This is a genomic window from Pseudomonas sp. S3E17 (genome assembly GCF_024168685.1).
Classification (GTDB): domain Bacteria; phylum Pseudomonadota; class Gammaproteobacteria; order Pseudomonadales; family Pseudomonadaceae; genus Aquipseudomonas; species Aquipseudomonas marginalis.
Genome location: NZ_JALJWE010000001.1, coordinates 3,342,454 through 3,359,746, shown reverse-complemented (window position 1 = coordinate 3,359,746; position 17,293 = coordinate 3,342,454). Strand labels below are relative to the sequence as shown.

12 protein-coding genes and 1 tRNA gene are annotated in these 17,293 nt (G+C 61.7%); 6 read left to right on the top strand and 7 right to left on the bottom strand.

All coding sequences use genetic code 11. The annotated features are described in order from the left end of the window. Position 1 precedes the first annotated feature (1 nt). The 5 genes from queC (at position 2) to nadA (ending at position 3,472) form a co-directional block, all read left to right on the top strand. On the top strand, positions 2–679 hold the full coding sequence (gene queC, locus J3D60_RS14965) for a 7-cyano-7-deazaguanine synthase QueC (protein ID WP_065939164.1): 678 nt from the start codon (positions 2–4) through the stop codon (positions 677–679). 63 nt (positions 680–742) lie between these two features. Further along, a tRNA-Lys gene (locus J3D60_RS14960) sits at positions 743–818 on the top strand. Positions 819–1,013: 195 nt separating this feature from the next. Beyond that, the gene (locus J3D60_RS14955; RefSeq protein ID WP_253491861.1) at positions 1,014–1,589 is read left to right on the top strand and encodes an NAD(P)H-dependent oxidoreductase; all 576 of its coding nucleotides are present in this window, start codon (positions 1,014–1,016) and stop codon (positions 1,587–1,589) included. 160 nt (positions 1,590–1,749) lie between these two features. Continuing rightward, on the top strand, positions 1,750–2,133 hold the full coding sequence (locus J3D60_RS14950; protein ID WP_065939162.1) for a MerR family transcriptional regulator: 384 nt from the start codon (positions 1,750–1,752) through the stop codon (positions 2,131–2,133). 280 nt (positions 2,134–2,413) lie between these two features. Continuing rightward, positions 2,414–3,472, top strand: coding sequence for a quinolinate synthase NadA (gene nadA / locus J3D60_RS14945; protein WP_027605549.1), 1,059 nt, complete (start codon positions 2,414–2,416; stop codon positions 3,470–3,472). 137 nt (positions 3,473–3,609) lie between these two features. Here the strand turns inward: nadA and J3D60_RS14940 are convergent, their stop codons facing one another. The 6 genes from J3D60_RS14940 to gcvH form a co-directional block, all read right to left on the bottom strand. Continuing rightward, positions 3,610–4,098 carry an RDD family protein gene (locus J3D60_RS14940; protein ID WP_065925902.1) on the bottom strand — a complete coding sequence of 163 codons (489 nt, stop codon included), beginning with the start codon at positions 4,096–4,098 and terminating at the stop codon, positions 3,610–3,612. A 94-nt stretch (positions 4,099–4,192) separates the two neighbouring features. Then, complete coding sequence (locus tag J3D60_RS14935; RefSeq protein WP_014339904.1) at positions 4,193–4,405, bottom strand: cold-shock protein; 213 nt, start codon at positions 4,403–4,405, stop codon at positions 4,193–4,195. 393 nt (positions 4,406–4,798) lie between these two features. Next, entirely contained in the window at positions 4,799–5,923 is a 1,125-nt protein-coding gene (gene gcvT, locus J3D60_RS14930) for a glycine cleavage system aminomethyltransferase GcvT (RefSeq protein ID WP_065939161.1), read from the bottom strand. Between the two features lie 39 nt (positions 5,924–5,962). Continuing rightward, positions 5,963–7,339, bottom strand: a complete 1,377-nt coding sequence (locus J3D60_RS14925) for an L-serine ammonia-lyase (protein WP_141155893.1) — start codon at positions 7,337–7,339, stop codon at positions 5,963–5,965. Positions 7,340–7,452: 113 nt separating this feature from the next. Continuing rightward, positions 7,453–10,293, bottom strand: coding sequence for an aminomethyl-transferring glycine dehydrogenase (gene gcvP / locus J3D60_RS14920; RefSeq protein WP_253491860.1), 2,841 nt, complete (start codon positions 10,291–10,293; stop codon positions 7,453–7,455). Positions 10,294–10,303: 10 nt separating this feature from the next. After that, positions 10,304–10,687, bottom strand: a complete 384-nt coding sequence (gene gcvH / locus J3D60_RS14915; protein ID WP_065939158.1) for a glycine cleavage system protein GcvH — start codon at positions 10,685–10,687, stop codon at positions 10,304–10,306. A gap of 347 nt (positions 10,688–11,034) precedes the next feature. Here gcvH and J3D60_RS14910 point away from each other — a divergent pair, with 347 nt between their 5' ends. Next, positions 11,035–15,702, top strand: a complete 4,668-nt coding sequence (locus tag J3D60_RS14910; protein WP_253491858.1) for a hypothetical protein — start codon at positions 11,035–11,037, stop codon at positions 15,700–15,702. A gap of 9 nt (positions 15,703–15,711) precedes the next feature. Here the strand turns inward: J3D60_RS14910 and J3D60_RS14905 are convergent, their stop codons facing one another. Then, the gene (locus J3D60_RS14905) at positions 15,712–17,220 is read right to left on the bottom strand and encodes a sigma-54-dependent transcriptional regulator (RefSeq protein ID WP_065939156.1); all 1,509 of its coding nucleotides are present in this window, start codon (positions 17,218–17,220) and stop codon (positions 15,712–15,714) included. Positions 17,221–17,293 lie beyond the last annotated feature (73 nt).

Here is a 17,293-nt window from a genome sequence, read left to right as displayed (position 1 = left end):
GATGACTGATCAAAAGCGCGCGGTCATCCTGCTGTCCGGTGGCCTCGACTCCGCGACGTTAGTGGCCATGGTTCGCGCCGAAGGTTACAGCTGTTACACCATGAGCTTCGACTACGGTCAGCGCCACCGTGCCGAACTGGAGGCAGCCGCCCGTGTGGCCCGAGACCTGGGCGTGGTCGAACACAAGGTGATTGGCCTGAACCTCGGCGGCATGGGTGGCTCGGCCTTGACCGACAGCACTATCGACGTCCCTGAGGGGCCCACCCAAGGCATCCCGGTCACCTACGTACCGGCACGCAACACCGTGTTTCTGTCCCTCGCCCTGGGCTGGGCGGAGGTTCTGAGTGCCCGTGACATCTTCATCGGGGTTAACGCGCTTGATTACAACGGCTACCCGGACTGCCGCCCCGAGTACGTCGAGTCGTTCGAACGTATGGCCAATTTGGCGACAAAAGCCGGGGTAGAAGGGCAGGGTTTCCGGATCCAGGCACCGCTGCAAAACCTGAGCAAGGCCGCTATCGTGAAGGTTGGCGTAGGACTCGGTGTCGATTACTCGCTGACAGTTTCCTGCTATCAGGCAGACGATGACGGCCGTGCCTGTGGGAAATGCGACAGCTGCCGACTGCGTGCAGAGGGCTTCCAAATGGCCGGAATTACGGACCCGACGCGTTATTTCTGATTTATTTCAAATAAGGTGTTGAATAATCCTTAGAAATCAGTATTATACGCGCCACCACACAGCGGGTCGTTAGCTCAGTTGGTAGAGCAGTTGGCTTTTAACCAATTGGTCGTAGGTTCGAATCCCACACGACCCACCATTTTTGGCGGTTTAGAAAATCCGGAAGGCCCACGCAAGTGAGGATTTCCGGGTTTTTTTTTGCCTGCGATTTGGTGCTTACCTGCCGGTGCGCAATGCACCCAAGCTATACCAGCATTTGGCAAACCTCCCTGTTGACTCTCCTGTTACGGGCACACCCTATCCTGCCCGTTCGACTTTTCAGGATGAAGTGACGATGAGCAAACGAGTACTGGTGATTCTGGGGCACCCCTCAACCGACAGTTTCTGTGGGGCGTTGACCGACACCTATGTGAAGGCGGCCACAGAGGCCGGGCACGATGTGCGTCTATTACGTCTGGATGCACTGCGGTTTGATCCAGTGCTGCACGATGGCTACAAACAGGTTCAGTTGCTGGAGCCCGATCTGCTCAAGGCCCAGGCCGATATCACGTGGGCTGAGCACCTGGCGTTTGTCTATCCCATCTGGTGGGGCGGAATTCCGGCCCTGATGAAAGGCTTCTTCGATCGGATATTCCTTCCCGGTTTTGCCTTCAAGTACCGTAAAGGCAAAGCCTTTCCCGACAAGCTTTTGAAGGGGCGCACGGCTCACCTGCTGGTCACGATGGATACCCCGCCGTGGTACTACAAGTGGGTCTACCGCATGCCGGGCCTGCACCAGATGCGCAAGACCACCCTGGAGTTCTGCGGCATCAAACCATTGAAGACCCTCATGTTCGGACCAATCCTCGGTTCCGACGCCTCCCTGCGCGAAGCCTGGCTCAAGCAAGCCCAGGCTATCGCTGGTCGCTGACACCCCCATTGCCCGGCATCGCCTTGCAGCAGGCGATGTCGGCTTCATCCCTGCGATACATTGCCTTTTGACACCTTCGAGTTTCCGACCCCGTAGACATGTGTGAAGATGCGGCGCGCCAAAGTGCTCTCCCCACTCTTGTGCCAAAAAAGGACTTTTCATGTATATCGGCAAAGCCGCCCAGCTATCGGGCACTACCGTCAAGACGATCCGCCACTATGAAGACATTGGCTTGCTGCCGCCGCCCGTGCGCGAGGGTAAGTATCGGGTCTATAACCAGCAATGCGTTGAGCTGTTGACGTTCATCAAGTGTGCTCAGCAGCTGGGTTTCAAGCTTAAGGAAATGCAGGCGATTCTGCAGGACCACCGGGGCCTGGAGCTGCCGTGGGATTTGGCCAACCAGGCCATTGCCGATAAAAAGCTCGAGCTGAAAGCCCAGATCGAAGGGCTGCAAAACATCTACGACGGTCTTGAACAGTTCGAAAGCAACCTCAAGGACGCCCGGTACCAATGCCAGTTCGAGCCTCTTTCCAAAACGGTCTGAACGAACTTGCTGCATGAACTCTGCCCGCTGACAGCTATGTGCTTGAGGTGATTTCTGAAGGCGGGGGAGACCCAAGGTACCATTGCGGTTTTTAATCGACAGGCGCACGCGTCAAAGCCAGATTAGGCTTTTGAAACCATTGGATATTCTGTAGCCTTGCGCAGCTTCACCTTTACCCGTGCTTGATGAACACAATCACTTCGTCCGGCGGCGCCCGAAGGGCTCCAGAGCCGGTGGTACACTCGACTTTCGCGCTACTGCGCCTGCAGGTCTTGCGAACATGACGCACATTTCCGAACGCCTACTGGTTCAAGCCCACCTCGACGCCAAGCAGCCCAAGGCCCTCAGCGCCGAGGAAGAGGCGAGCCTGCGTGCCGCCATTGCTGCCGAGCTCAAGGCTCAGGACGCGGTGCTGGTTGCCCACTTCTATTGCGATCCGGTGATCCAGGCCCTGGCCGAAGAAACCGGCGGCTGTGTCTCCGACTCCCTGGAAATGGCCCGCTTCGGTGCAGCCCACCCGGCCAAGACCGTACTGGTCGCCGGTGTACGTTTCATGGGCGAGACCGCCAAAATCCTCACCCCCGAAAAACGCATCCTCATGCCGACCCTGGAAGCCACGTGCTCCCTGGACCTGGGGTGTCCGGTGGATGAGTTTTCGGCGTTCTGCGACCAGCATCCCGAGCGCACCGTGGTGGTGTATGCCAACACTTCGGCGGCGGTCAAGGCCCGGGCCGATTGGGTGGTGACCTCCAGCTGCGCGCTGGAAATCGTCGAAAGCCTGATGGACAACGGCGAGACCATCATCTGGGGCCCGGACAAGCACCTGGGTACCTACATCCAGCGCCAGACCGGTGCCGACATGCTGCTGTGGGACGGTGCGTGCATCGTCCACGAGGAGTTCAAGTCCAAGCAGTTGGAAGACATGAAGGCGCTGTACCCGGACGCAGCGATCCTGGTGCACCCGGAATCGCCGACCTCGGTAATCGAACTGGCCGACGCGGTGGGCTCCACCAGCCAGTTGATTGCGGCGGCACAGCGGCTGCCGAACAAGACCTTCATCGTGGCGACCGACCGCGGCATCTTCTACAAAATGCAGCAGCTGTGCCCGGACAAGGTCTTCGTCGAAGCGCCCACGGCCGGTAACGGCGCTGCGTGCCGCAGTTGCGCGCACTGCCCGTGGATGGCGATGAATACGCTGGAGCGTACGCTGCAGTGCCTGCGTGAGGGCAGTAATGAGATATTCGTCGAGCCGTCGGTGATTCCGCACGCCGTGCGACCGCTCAAGCGCATGCTGGATTTCACCCAGGCTGCGCGCCTGAAGCTGGCGGGTAACGCCTGAATCGAGGCGAGCTCGGTTGAAAATGTGGGAGGGGGCAAGCTCCCTCGCCACAGGTTAATTTTTACCCGTTCTACTTCTTAACTGATCGGCATTAGGGCTTGCCCCCTTCCACATTTTGATTTCGTTCAGGCAGCGGGTTATTTCTTTTGCTTCGGGATGCGCACCAACTGCGTATCCGAGTAGATGTCATGCCAGCTGCGTTTGTGCTTGTCGAACAACGACCAGACAAACCCCAGCCCCACGCATAACCACGACGCAATCGACACCACAAAGCGCAACAGCGCCTGCCACAGGCTGATCCGCGAGCCGTCGGCGTTTTGCACGCGCACGCCCCAGACCTGCATGCCCAGGGTTTGCCCGGAATGGGTCCAGAACTTGGCAAAGAAACCAAACAGCACAAAGAACAGAATCGTCGACAGCAGCGGGTCACCGTCCAGTGCGCCGGATTCGGTGAGGGTGCGCATCCTGGCTTCGCCCACGAACGCGATCCACACCAGCTTGTAGATAAACGCGGTGACGATCAGCAGCGCGGTGCACAACAGGAAGTCATAGAACATCGCTGCCAGGCGACGGCCCAGGCCAACGGCGGGGAACTCGCCTTGGGGACTCAGCAAGGGTTTGGACATGGCAGGGCTCTCAGAGGAAAAAAATCATTTTACGGAATAGCGCCCATAAAAAAGCCCCTGATGTCATGTCAGGGGCTTTTTGTCGCAGGAAGGATCAGCCTTCTGCTTGTACTTCGTCAGCCTGCATGCCTTTCTGGCCTTGAACTGCAACGAAGGTGACCTTCTGGCCTTCCTTCAGGCTTTTGAAGCCGTTGCCTTGAATAGCGCGGAAATGCACGAACAGATCCGGACCGCTTTCTGGAGTGATAAAACCAAACCCTTTCTCGTCGTTAAACCACTTGACGGTACCGCTCTGACGATCAGCCATTTTCTTATTTCCTTGACGCTAAAAATTAATGACAGCCCCTTTCACATGAAAGAGTACTGGGCTGGGTTGCAGGAAAGTAAGAGACGTCGAACGGGTTGTAGCACAACTACTTCAGCTACTGCCCAGGTCCAGGTTCCAAGCGACCCATGCAAACACAGTGGGCAAACTCTACGCCAACTAATGGAGAAAAAACAAGCCCTGGCAAAAGCCCGGGTTTTGCTCGGTCGCATGACACTTCGTTGAATAATGTGAAGCCGACTTATTCGATAGAATGGGTCACTTGTTATAGGTTAATTCCTATAATAATGCCTATCGTTGCTGCACTGTTTTATGGCGGTTGCGTTACAGATTAGTGCACGTTAACGCAACCGCGTTACTTATAGGAACAGTCAATCAGCCACGATAGTAACGTTGCGGCACAAATGGCATTTTGCTTACACGAAGTGGCACTTTTTTCCCACGCACCAACGCAGAGACTTCGGTGTCCAGTGCGGTGAATGCGCTGTCCAGGTAACCCATGGCCAGTGGGCCACCCAGGCTCGGGCCAAAGCCACCGCTGCATACGCTGCCGATCACGCTGCCGTGGGCATCGACGATCTCTGCGCCTTCACGTACAGGTGTGCGCTCCTGGGGCAGCAGGCCTACGCGCTTGCGGCTGACACCGGTTTGCTGCTGGGTGAAGATGCGGTCGGCACCCGGGAAGCCACCGGCACGCGCACCGTCGGTGCGTCGGGCCTTGGAGATAGCCCACAGGAGGCTGGCTTCGATCGGGGTGGTCTCGGTGTTCATGTCGTGGCCGTACAGGCACAGGCCGGCCTCCAGGCGCAGCGAGTCACGGGCGCCCAGGCCGATGGCCTGCACTTCGTCCTCGGCCAGCAGGCTGCGCGCCAGGCTTTCGGCGCTGGCGGCAGGCACGGAGATTTCAAAACCGTCTTCACCGGTGTAGCCCGAGCGGCTGACGTAGCAGTCCACGCCCAGCAGGCGCACCGGGGCGAATTGCATGAAGGTCATCCGGGTGACTTCCGGTGCCAGGCGCGCCAATACCTTCACTGCGGCCGGACCTTGCAGGGCCAGCAGCGCGCGTTCTTCGAACAGCGGCTCGATGCGGCACTGCTCGCCGATATGCTGGCGCAGGTGCGCCAGGTCCTGGTCCTTGCAGGCTGCGTTGACTACCAGGAACAGTTCGTCGTTACCCAGGTTCGCCACCATCAGGTCGTCGAGGATGCCGCCCTGGCCGTTGGTGAACATGGCGTAGCGCTGCATGCCGACCGGCAGGTCGATGATGTCGACCGGTACCAGGGTTTCCAGGGCCTTGGCGGCATTGGCGCCGGTCAGGCGGATCTGGCCCATGTGGGACACGTCGAACAACCCGGCCTGTTCACGGGTGTGCAGGTGCTCCTTCATCACGCCCAGTGGGTATTGCACCGGCATGTCGTAGCCGGCGAAGGGCACCATGCGTGCACCCAGCTCGAGGTGCAGGGCGTGCAATGGGGTTTTCAACAGGGTTTCGGTGGACATGTTCAGCTCCTGAAAAACGTGCCGGCGCGCCTTTAGGCGTCAGCACTCGATAATATTGACCGCCAAACCGCCACGGGCGGTTTCCTTGTATTTGCTTTTCATATCGGCGCCGGTCTGGCGCATGGTGCGGATGACCTTGTCCAGCGAGACGAAGTGTTGCCCGTCGCCACGCAAGGCCATGCGCACTGCATTGATGGCTTTCACCGAGCCCATGGCATTGCGCTCGATGCAGGGCACCTGCACCAGCCCGCCAATCGGGTCGCAGGTCAGGCCGAGGTTGTGTTCCATGCCGATTTCGGCGGCGTTTTCCACCTGGGAAACCGTGCCGCCCAACACTTCGCACAACGCGCCAGCGGCCATGGAACAGGCCACGCCGACTTCACCCTGGCAACCGACTTCGGCACCGGAGATGGAGGCGTTTTCCTTGTAGAGAATGCCGATGGCGGCAGCGGTGAGCAGGAAGCGCACCACGCCGTCTTCATTCGCGCCGGGGATAAAACGCATGTAGTAATGCAGCACCGCCGGCACAATCCCGGCCGCGCCGTTGGTGGGCGCCGTGACCACGCGCCCGCCGTTGGCGTTTTCTTCGTTGACGGCCAGGGCGTACAGGTTGACCCAGTCCAGCACCGACAACGGGTCGCGCAGGGCCGACTCCGGGTTCTTGCACAACTGGCGATGCAAGGCGGCGGCGCGACGCTTGACCTTCAAGCCGCCGGGCAAGATGCCTTCGTTGTGACAGCCGGCCTCTACGCAGTCCTGCATCACCTGCCAGATCTTCAACAGGCCGGCGCGGGTTTCCGCTTCCGGGCGCCAGGCACTTTCATTGGTCAACATCACCTGGCTGATGGACAGCCCATAGGTGGTGCAGTGGCCAAGCAAGTCCTTGGCATGTTTGAACGGGAACGTCAGTGGGGTGGCGTCTTCGACGATCCGGTCGGCGCCGGCGGCGTCTTCATCCACCACAAAACCGCCGCCCACCGAGTAGTACTCGCGGCTGCGGATCTGGATGCCCGCCGCATCAAAGGCACGAAAAATCATGCCGTTGGGATGGTAGGCCAGGGGTTTGCGAATCATCGCCAGGTGTTCTTTCTCGTTGAACGCAATGCTGTGTTCGCCGAGCAGGTTCAAGCGACCGTCGCCGCGCATCTGCGCCAGGCGTGCGGCCACGGTTTGGGTGTTCACGGTGTCCGGGTGTTCGCCTTCCAGGCCCAGCAGCACGGCCTTGTCGCTGCCGTGGCCTTTTCCGGTGGCGCCGAGGGAGCCATAGAGTTCCACCTTGATGCCGGTGGTGGCGCTCAGCAGGTTGTCACGCTTGAGGCCTTCGACGAATCGAGCGGCCGCGCGCATGGGGCCGACGGTGTGGGAGCTGGAGGGGCCGATGCCAATCTTGAACAGGTCGAACACGCTTAAGGACATGAGTTGTTCTCCGGTTTCTTGTTATAGGAGCAGCGGCAAGCTCCAAGCCACAAGCTGCAAGAAAGAGCCTTAGGCTTTAACTTGCAGCTTGTAGCTTGCCGCTTACAACTGCTTTAGGCATAAAGCTCGATCGACGGGCATGCACACACCAGGTTGCGATCACCAAACACGTTGTCGACCCGGCCAACCGGTGGCCAGTACTTGCCTTCGATCAACGAAGCGACCGGGTACACCGCTTGTTCACGGCTGTATGGGTGGCTCCATTCGCCAACCAGTTCCGCCGCAGTATGCGGTGCGTTTTTCAGCGGGTTGTCGTCCTTGTCCAGGGTGCCGTTTTCCACCGCGCGGATTTCTTCGCGGATGGCGATCATCGCGTCGCAGAAGCGGTCCAGTTCTTCCTTGGATTCGCTTTCGGTCGGCTCGATCATCAGCGTACCCGCCACCGGGAACGACATGGTCGGGGCGTGGAAGCCAAAGTCGATCAGGCGCTTGGCCACGTCATCCACGCTGATGCCGCTGCTGTCCTTCAGCGGGCGCAGGTCGAGGATGCATTCGTGCGCCACCAGGCCGTTGCTGCCGGTGTACAACACGGGGTAGTGCTCTTCGAGGCGACGGGAAATGTAGTTGGCATTCAGGATCGCCAGCTGCGACGCGCGCTTGAGGCCTGCGCCACCCATCATGCTGATGTACATCCAGGTGATCGGCAGGATGCTTGCGCTGCCGAACGGTGCCGCACATACCGCGCCTTCCTTGCGCGCCATGGCCGCGTGGCCGGGCAGGAAGGGCGTGAGGTGGGATTTGACGCCAATCGGGCCAACGCCCGGGCCGCCACCGCCGTGGGGGATGCAGAAAGTCTTGTGCAAATTCAGGTGGGACACGTCGCCGCCGAACTTGCCCGGTGCGCACAGGCCAACCATCGCGTTCATGTTGGCGCCGTCGATGTACACCTGGCCGCCGTTGTCGTGGATGATCCCGCAGATTTCGCGGATACCTTCTTCGAACACGCCGTGGGTGGACGGGTAGGTAATCATCAGTGCGGCGAGGTGCTCACGGTGCTCGATGGCCTTGGCGCGCAGGTCTTCGATGTCCACGTTGCCACGGGCATCGCAGGCGGTGACGACCACACGCATACCGGCCATGTTGGCGGTGGCCGGGTTGGTGCCGTGGGCCGACGATGGGATCAGGCAGATGTCGCGACGTGCTTCGCCACGGCTCTGGTGATAGGCACGGATGGCCAACAGGCCGGCGTACTCGCCCTGGGAACCGGCGTTCGGCTGCAGGGAGATCGCGTCATACCCGGTGGCCGCGCAGAGCATGGCTTCCAGGTCGGAGGTCAGTTGCAGGTAGCCGGCGCTTTGTTCGGCCGGAGCGAACGGGTGCAGGGCACCGAACTCGGCCCAGGTCACCGGGATCATTTCACTGGCGGCGTTGAGCTTCATGGTGCACGAGCCCAACGGGATCATGGTGCGGTCCAGGGCCAGGTCCTTGTCCGCCAGCTTGCGCAGGTAGCGCATCAGCTCGGTTTCCGAGTGATAACGGTTGAACACCGGATGGCTGAGGATCGGTGACTGGCGCAGCAATGCGTCGGGCAGGCGGCTGTCCACCGTGGCGTTGACGTCCGGCAGGGCTTTGCCATTGGCAAAGATCGCCCACAGGGTTTCGATATCGGCCTGGGTGGTGGTTTCGTCGACCGACAGCCCAACCCGCTCGGCGTCCACCACGCGCAGGTTGATGCGCTGGGCGCGGGCCTTGTCGTGCAGCGCAGCGGTGTCGGTGCCGGTGTGCAGGGTCAGGGTGTCGAAGAAGTGCGCCTGCTCGACCTTGAGGCCCAGGGCGGTCAGGCCCTTGGCGAGCATCGCGGTCAGCTGGTGAATGCGCTTGGCGATCTGGGTCAGGCCCTTGGGCCCGTGGTACACGGCATACATGCTGGCGATGTTGGCGAGCAGCACTTGCGCGGTGCAGATGTTGCTGGTGGCTTTCTCGCGGCGGATATGTTGCTCGCGAGTCTGCATGGCCAGGCGCAGGGCCGGCTTGCCGAAGCGGTCTACCGACACACCGACCAGACGCCCCGGCATGTCGCGCTTGAACGCATCCTTGGTGGAGAAGTACGCCGCGTGCGGGCCACCGAAGCCCAGCGGCACGCCGAAGCGTTGCGCACTGCCGATGGCCACATCGGCGCCGAACTCACCCGGCGGGGCCAGCAGGGTCAGGGCCAACAGATCGGCAGCCACGGCCACCAGGGCGTTGGCGGCATGGAAACGCTCGGTCAAAGCGCGGTAGTCGAACACGTCACCGTTGCTGGCCGGGTATTGCAGCAGGGCGCCGAAGAACGGGCTGACATCGGTCAGTTCGCGCTCATCGCCCACCACCACGTCGATGCCCAGCGGCTCGGCACGGGTGCGCAGTACGTCGAGGGTTTGCGGGTGGCTGTGGACCGAGGCGAAGAAGGCGTTGCTGCCCTTGTTCTTGCTCAGGCGCTTGCAGAAGGTCATGGCTTCGGCGGCGGCGGTGGCTTCATCGAGCAGCGAGGCGTTGGCGATCGGCAGGCCGGTGAGGTCGCTGATCAGGGTCTGGAAGTTCAGCAGCGCTTCCAGGCGGCCTTGGGAAATTTCTGGCTGGTACGGCGTGTAGGCGGTGTACCAGGCCGGGTTTTCCAGAAGGTTGCGCAGGATCGGCGACGGCGTATGGCAGTTGTAGTAGCCCTGGCCGATGTAGGTCTTGAACAGTTGGTTCTGGCTGGCGATGGCCTTGATCCTGGCCAGGGCCTCGGCTTCGCCCAGGCCGTCTTCCAGGCCGAGCACGCTGGTGCCCTTGATGCTTTCCGGGATCACGCTGGCGCTCAGGGCTTCCAGGGAATCGAAGCCCAGGCTGGCGAGCATCTGCTGCTCATCTTCCTGGCGCGGGCCGATGTGGCGGGCGATGAACTCATTGGCGGTGCTGAGATTGATGGTCATGGCGCGCTCCTCAGGCTTCGGCGTTGGCTTTGATCAGACGGTCGTACGCGTCCTGATCCAACAGTTTAGCGACTGCCCCGGCATCGGCCGGTTTAAAGCGGAAGAACCAGCCTTCGCCCAGCGGGTCTTCGTTGACCAGTTCCGGGTTGCCATCGAGTTTGGCGTTCACTTCCAGCACTTCACCGTCCAACGGCATGTACACGCCGCTGGCGGCCTTGACCGATTCAACCGTGGACGCTTCAGCGCCCTTGTCATAGGCCTGCAACTCCGGCAGTTGCACGAACACCACATCACCGAGCGCGTTCTGCGCGAAAGCGGTGATACCCACGGTGACGCTGCCGTCAGCTTCGGCGCGCAGCCATTCGTGATCTTCAGTGAAACGCAACTCGCTCATGGAAACTCCTCAGGGCCAGAATCGTCTGGTGGGCAGGATTGGAATAATGAGGAGTTGCTTAGCAATATCGCGGCCAATGTGATTAATCCTTTATTAATCAATGGCTTGGCAAAAGCGGTTATAACGATAGCGTATTTGTGTGTAGCGATTTCGCTACAGTCCTGCCGTCGAAAAAAAGCCTATGCGGATCAAAGCCTTGCATGGCGCGCAAAAAACAAGGTTGTAGCGATATCGTTCCACTGTAGCGCTTTCAGTACGCATGGACGTCGCTTTTCGCGATTTATCTACCGTCCGGGAGACCAGCCGGCGTTTTACCGTTGGCGCATTTCGTCATCAGGATGCGCCCCATGAGTGCTTCAAAGGTTATTCCCCCCGAGATTTCCCAGGCGCGGACGTCTCGCGACTATTTATCCAAGGTCTTCGCGCGGCGCCTGGGCCTGGGCCAAGTGGCCCGCGCAATGATCCAGGAATGGATCGGGCAGTGGTTTGCCGGTTCCGGCCTGCAGGCCGGTAACAGCTGGATCGGTGTGATCCAGCCAACCTCGAGCGGCCGCCGCCACATGCCGCTTATGACCTTGAGCGATGCGCTGATCCAGCGCTGCATGAAGGGTGACGCGCTGAACTACACGCCAGGCCATCATGTGCTGTTGGTGCAGTCTGCACCGCAGGTGTTCGAACCGGCGAGCGGCGCCATCAACGTGGACGATATCGAGTGGATGCTCAACACCCTGGCGCCCGATGTGCTGGCGGGTTTTGCCGAGCGCTTGGTGCACTACTGGAACGCGCGCGTGTCGGACGGTTCGGCCGACAGCCGTTGGCACGCGGTCAGCAGCCAGTTACGTGCATGCCTGCTCACGGCGCGGCAGAACCCGCCATTGACGCCAGAGCAGGCGCGGCTGCTGCTGGGGCTGGGCGATGAGCAGGCACAGCAGCTTTGGGGGTATCGGGCGGATCGAGAGGCCTTGGGTAACGCCGATGCGCTGCATATCTATCAAGTCTATGCGGCCCAGGCCGGGGACCCGGGCGAATGGCTGCCGCTGTTGGTCTTGCAGCGTCGAGTCCAGGGGCAACAGGTCACCCTCGTCTATATCCCGGTGATGAACCTGGTGCAGCTCGAATCCCTGGACGCCTTGGGTGACCTGCTGCCGCGCTATATGAGCCGTTACCTGCCAGGGGCGCCGCTGCAATGGGTACTGCGCGAGCCCGAGGGCGATGTGTTCGATGCGTTGGCCCAGGCCTTGCTCGAACGCCAACTTCGCGATGTGCGGCGGGTTGACTGGTCGGCACTGCCCGACATCGGCAGCTATGAACAGCTGTTCACCACGCTCACCTCGCCACTGGCCTGGTTCGACCCGGACGCTCTCGAACAACCTCATGAAGAACAGCTGCCGCTCTGGTTGCAGCGGGCCAGCAGCGCGGATCGCCTGGCTTACGGTCAGTGGCTGGAGCGCCTGGCGCAGCTGCAGCGCAGTACCGGCGGTGCAACGTTCCTCGATGGCCTCGAGCCGATCGATGTGTACGCGCGCAAGGCGCTGCAACGGCAAATGCGCCTGGATCATCCAGCGCAGGCCCCCATCAACCCGGACGACTGTCTCCTGACCTTCGAGCGCACCCAGGGCGGCACGGTTGGCTGGACGCAACGGACCACCCGGACCTTGACCCAGTGGTCGCTGGAAAACCCCTTCGCCACCGCCTATGCCAGTGTGCACATCAGCCACCAGGTCACCCCAGGTAACGTGCCGCACTGGGTCACGCCGGCCTATCTCAAGGGGCTGATCGAACGGGTGGATGTGGGCAAGCACTATCCGCCATTGCTGGAGCACGCACTGATCGCCGACCCGACGCAGTCTGCACGGCGGCGCCGTTTGTTTGTCGCTCAGATGGCGCTGCAACTGCCGATGCGCGCCCTTGAAAACAGCCTGCGCCAACGCAACGGCTTTACCCGCTCCGGCGCTCGGGTGGTGCACGCGTTGCTGCGGGAAGATCCGCTCCAGCGTGTGGTCGACGGTGAGGTGATCGTCGCCCGGCCCCTGGCGTTCCTTGCCCATGCAGGCGGGCTGGCCCATCAAGCACACAACCTGTTTGTCCTCGGTCCCCGCGACAACAGCACGCTGCCGCATATTCTCTACCGGCCGGATCAAACCGACGCGATGCTGCAACAGTTTCCCAGCCGCCAGGCATTGCTCGACGCGATCGCAACGGTGGGCAGCGATCTTCAACGCGTGGTGCTGCAGCGTTTACCGCAGGACAGCCGTGCCCTGTTTGCCAACGGCGGTTTTCTGCGTCCTCATGTCCAGCGTGTGCTGCAGGGCGATGAGTTCGACGTGCTGCCCGCATCGAGCCCGGCGCTGCTGAGTGACGAAGCGGTGCGTGGCGAGTTCCTTGAGAGCGTCTTCGATGAAAACGCCCGAGACCTGTGGCAGCGCGCCGTCAAGCAGTCGGTTTCCAACGAGGCGCTGCGGTGGACCCTGTTCAAGAATGATCTGTGGCAAGTGTTCAACGCGCTTTTGCCGATGGTCCGGGGGCCGGTGGCGGTGGCGGGCTGGTTGTCCCAGACCTTCAGGACATTCCAGGCGGTGCTGGCGCTGCCGCTCGAGACGAGCCGCGAAGATTCCGCCAATGCCTTCGCCGAGCTGATCGGCAGCGTGGCCGGCCTGCTGATGAGCCCGGTGGTCACGCTGGATCAACGGCTGCGCTTGAGTTCGGGCGGTGCCCAGGCCCCTGACTTGATCCCGGCCAGCCACACGCGCCACTCGGCGTCGACGTTTGCCTGGCAGCGTTCGTTCGCCGACGTCACGGCAATGGATTTTTCCTGGGCCAACTCAAGGTCCAGGCTTACGACCCAACAGCGTGCCCAGCTCGAGACCTTCCAATGGTCACCCAGGCAGGGCGAACGCTGGCCCGACTCGCCGACACTGGCCTCGGCGGCCAGCCCGGTGCGTGGTCGGGTGCTGGTCCAGCGCGACGGCAGCGCGGCCCGTCACGAGCAGTACACCTTGATAGACAGCAAAGTCTATGGCGTGAGGGAGGTCAGGGATGGCTGGCGGGTCGTCGATCTGCGGCAACCCCAGCGTCTCGGCCCGTGGCTGGACAAGGATGCCCATGGGGTGTGGAAAGTCGACCTGGGCCTGCGCCTGGTTGGCGGGCAGCCAAAGAGCACGGTGGCCCAGCGGCGTGCCCACATCGAGCGGCAAAAGCTTGAGCTTGAGCACGAATACAGCGCGGCAAGCAGCGAATTGCAGAGCCTGGAGCGTGTCGTGACCGCGGCCGAAGACCTGTGTGAGAAGGCGCACCTGACCTCCGAGGCGGCCTTCACCGAGCAGCACCGGCGCGATGCCCGGGCGCGCTACCTGCGTGAGTTGGAAAAAAAGGCCGATGCGCAACAGAAAAAACTCAATGTGCTGATGCGCAGAAACGCCAACAAGCCCCTGGACGGCTTTGAACGGGAACAGTGCCTGCAGTTGGAAGATATCGTGCTGAACATGCGCCGGCAGATGTTCGTGCTGACCTTCAGTCGCCGCGAGGAGCAGTTTTCCGAAGCGCATCTCGCGCAACTGTCCGAGCGGGTGGCGGGGGAGGACGCGATCGCGGCCCAGGCGGTGATCGGGACCTTGACCGAAGAGAGCCGCAGGATCGGCGAGTTTCACGACAAGATGGTCAACCTGAGCTTCTGGGAACGGGTCAATTACGAGCGGTTGCTCAGCATTCCTGCCTACAAGTCTTACATCGGTGAGTTGCAACCGTCCTCATACGGGCTGCCATTGGACTGGCGGACCGTGCAGTTGCAGGTGCTCAAGGAGCAGCTGTGGCGCCGGCTGCCGCTGCCTGAAGAACAGGATGACTACAGTCGGATCGACGCGGCCATGGATGAGGCGATCCAGTCGGCCCAGTCCCAGAAAACCATCGATGAGCCAGGCGTACTGAGTGTGCAACAGCGCATCGACGGCACCCGGGCGGTGCTGCACGAATACGCGAAAACCCTGGCGCTCCTGGATGAATACCGTGCCGCCGCGCCGGAATTGATCCATGGGGATGCCGAGGTACCGGTGCAAGCCACGATCCTCAGTCTGGAACAGGAGTCGAGAATCGCCCTGGCAAAGCTGCTGCGTGAGCACGAGCGCAACCCTCAGCCTGGCCGGGTACGCTCCCTTGAGGCCGATCAACGGTTGATCCGCGATTCGAAGAAGCGCTATCAATTGGGACGGGTTCGCGCCCGCACGCCGGAGGCGACCGAAGACATCGTTGATGTCATCAACCCGATTGACCAGGCCGTGGTGGTCAGCCTGCATCAGCAGCCGGGTTCGGATGCGTTCGAAGCGATCACCGAGGCTGGCGCGGTGATGCCGCGGCCGACGCGTTCCCTGGAAAACCTCAAGGCCGACGCGCGTCGCTTGTTGGCCAGGGCACCGCTGGTGCTGCAGCAGGCCCGCGACGAAGCGCGCAGTGCCACGCTGCCGGCCAGCGTCGAAGCCCGGTTGACGCGGCAGTCCGAGGGCATCAAGGCGGTTGCCGAAAAGATCCGCAAGGCGCTGCCGTCAACGCCGGATACCGCGGCCCAGGCGCTGATCGATGAGCTGGAGCAGGCCGCCAGCCACTCTCTGGAGCAGGGGCGAGGATTACGCATCGAGATGATCAAGCGCTTGCCGCCCGATGAGGATGGGATTGCCTGGCTCCAGGCCCGGGACCAGGTGCAGATACTGCGCATCGAGGGGCGTATTGCGCTCAAGCGGGTGGATGATTTCCTGCAGGAGTATGTGGTCAAGGACAGGCAGGGCAAGGTCCTGGCTTATGCGCACTTTCATTACTCGTCGCCCACGGACCCCGATTTACCCTACAACGCCGGCCATCTGAAAAGGCCGGAGCAGCGCTTCATGAGTTTTCGCAGCCTGCTCGACAAAACCGACAACGAGGCCATCGCGATCTACTATTCGCGCATCAGCCCGCCCATGGCCACGCAACTGTTTTTCAGCGCCACCGGCGTTATCAAGCATCGTGGCCGGCGTGCGTTCTGGTGAGGCAGGCGCTCAGGGTTTTGCGGGAATGCCGTACTTGCGCAAGCGGTGGGCGATGGCGGTGTGTGAGGTTTGCAGGCGGCTGGCCAACTGCCGGGTCGAGGGGTAACTGACGTAGAGTTTCTCCAGCAGGCTGCGTTCGAAGTCCTCGACGGCCTGTTCCAGGCTATCGACTTCGCCGTCGCTCTGGCGCGCCACGGAGGTGCCGGCGATGTCCAGGTCACCGATGTCCACCAGGCTGCTTTCGCAGATGGCGGCGGCGCGGAAGATCACGTTCTGCAACTGGCGCACATTGCCCGGCCAGCGGTTGCCCAACAGCGCCGGGTAGGTGCCGGGCGCCAGGCGGCATACCGGGCGCTGGATCTGTGCACAGGCCTGCTGCATGAAGTAGCGGGCCAACAGCAGGATGTCCTGGCCGCGCTCACGCAGGGGCGGCACCTCCACGTTGAGCACGTTGAGGCGGTAGAACAGGTCTTCGCGGAAGGTGCCTTCGCTGACCATTTTTTCCAGGTCGCGGTGGGTGGCGCTGAGGATGCGCACATTGACCTTCACCTCGCGGTCGCCGCCGACCCGGCGGAAGCTGCCGTCGTTGAGAAAACGCAGCAACTTGGCTTGCAAATAGGGCGACATTTCGCCGATCTCATCGAGAAACACCGTGCCCTGGTTGGCCAGCTCCATCAGCCCCGGCTTGCCGCCGCGTTGGGCGCCGGTAAAGGCGCCGGGGGCGTAGCCGAACAATTCACTCTCGGCGAGATTCTCCGGCAGCGCCGCGCAGTTGAGCGCCAAAAACGGCGCACTGTGGCGCGCGCTGATGGCGTGGCAGGCCCGCGCCACCAACTCCTTGCCGGTGCCGGTTTCGCCCTGGATCAACAGCGGCGCATCGAGCGCGGCCACCCGTTGTGCGCGTGCCTTGAGGGTGCGGATCACCGGGGATTCGCCCAGCAGCGCATCAAAGCCTTCGGCATGATCGTGGTGCAGCGCCGACAGTTGTTCGCCGATGCGGTTGGGTTGGTACAGGGTGAGCAGGGCGCCGGCATCGGTGATCGGCGTGGCGTCGAGCAAAAACGTTTGGCCATTGACGCTGATTTCACGCAAGGGCAGGCGAAAGCCGTTTTCCAGCAAGGTGTCCAGCAAGGCCGGGTCATTGAACAGCTCGGCGATACTTTCCCCGGCCGGTTCGCGACCGTACAGCGCGATCAGCGCCGGGTTGGCCAGCAGGATCTTGCCCGCGCTGTCCAGGGCCAGCACCGGGTCGGTCATGGCCGCCAGCAGGGCGTCGAGTTGCAGGTGGCGGCGTTGGCCGGGAAGGATGTCCACCACCGTCACTGCCTGTACGCCGTGCACGCTGAACAGCGCGTCACGCAGCTCTTCGAGCACGTCGGCGCTGAGGGTTGGCGCATCGATATAGACGTTGGGCGGCACCATTTCCACCGCATCCAGGTTGAGATTGCGCCCACCGAGCAAGGCCAGGACTTCCTGGGTGATACCGACGCGGTCGATAAAGCTGACGTGGATACGCATGGGGCGAATGTTGGTTCTGGCGTACTGAGGGTGGCCAGTATGCCTGACAGGTGATGGAGATCAAAAATGTGGG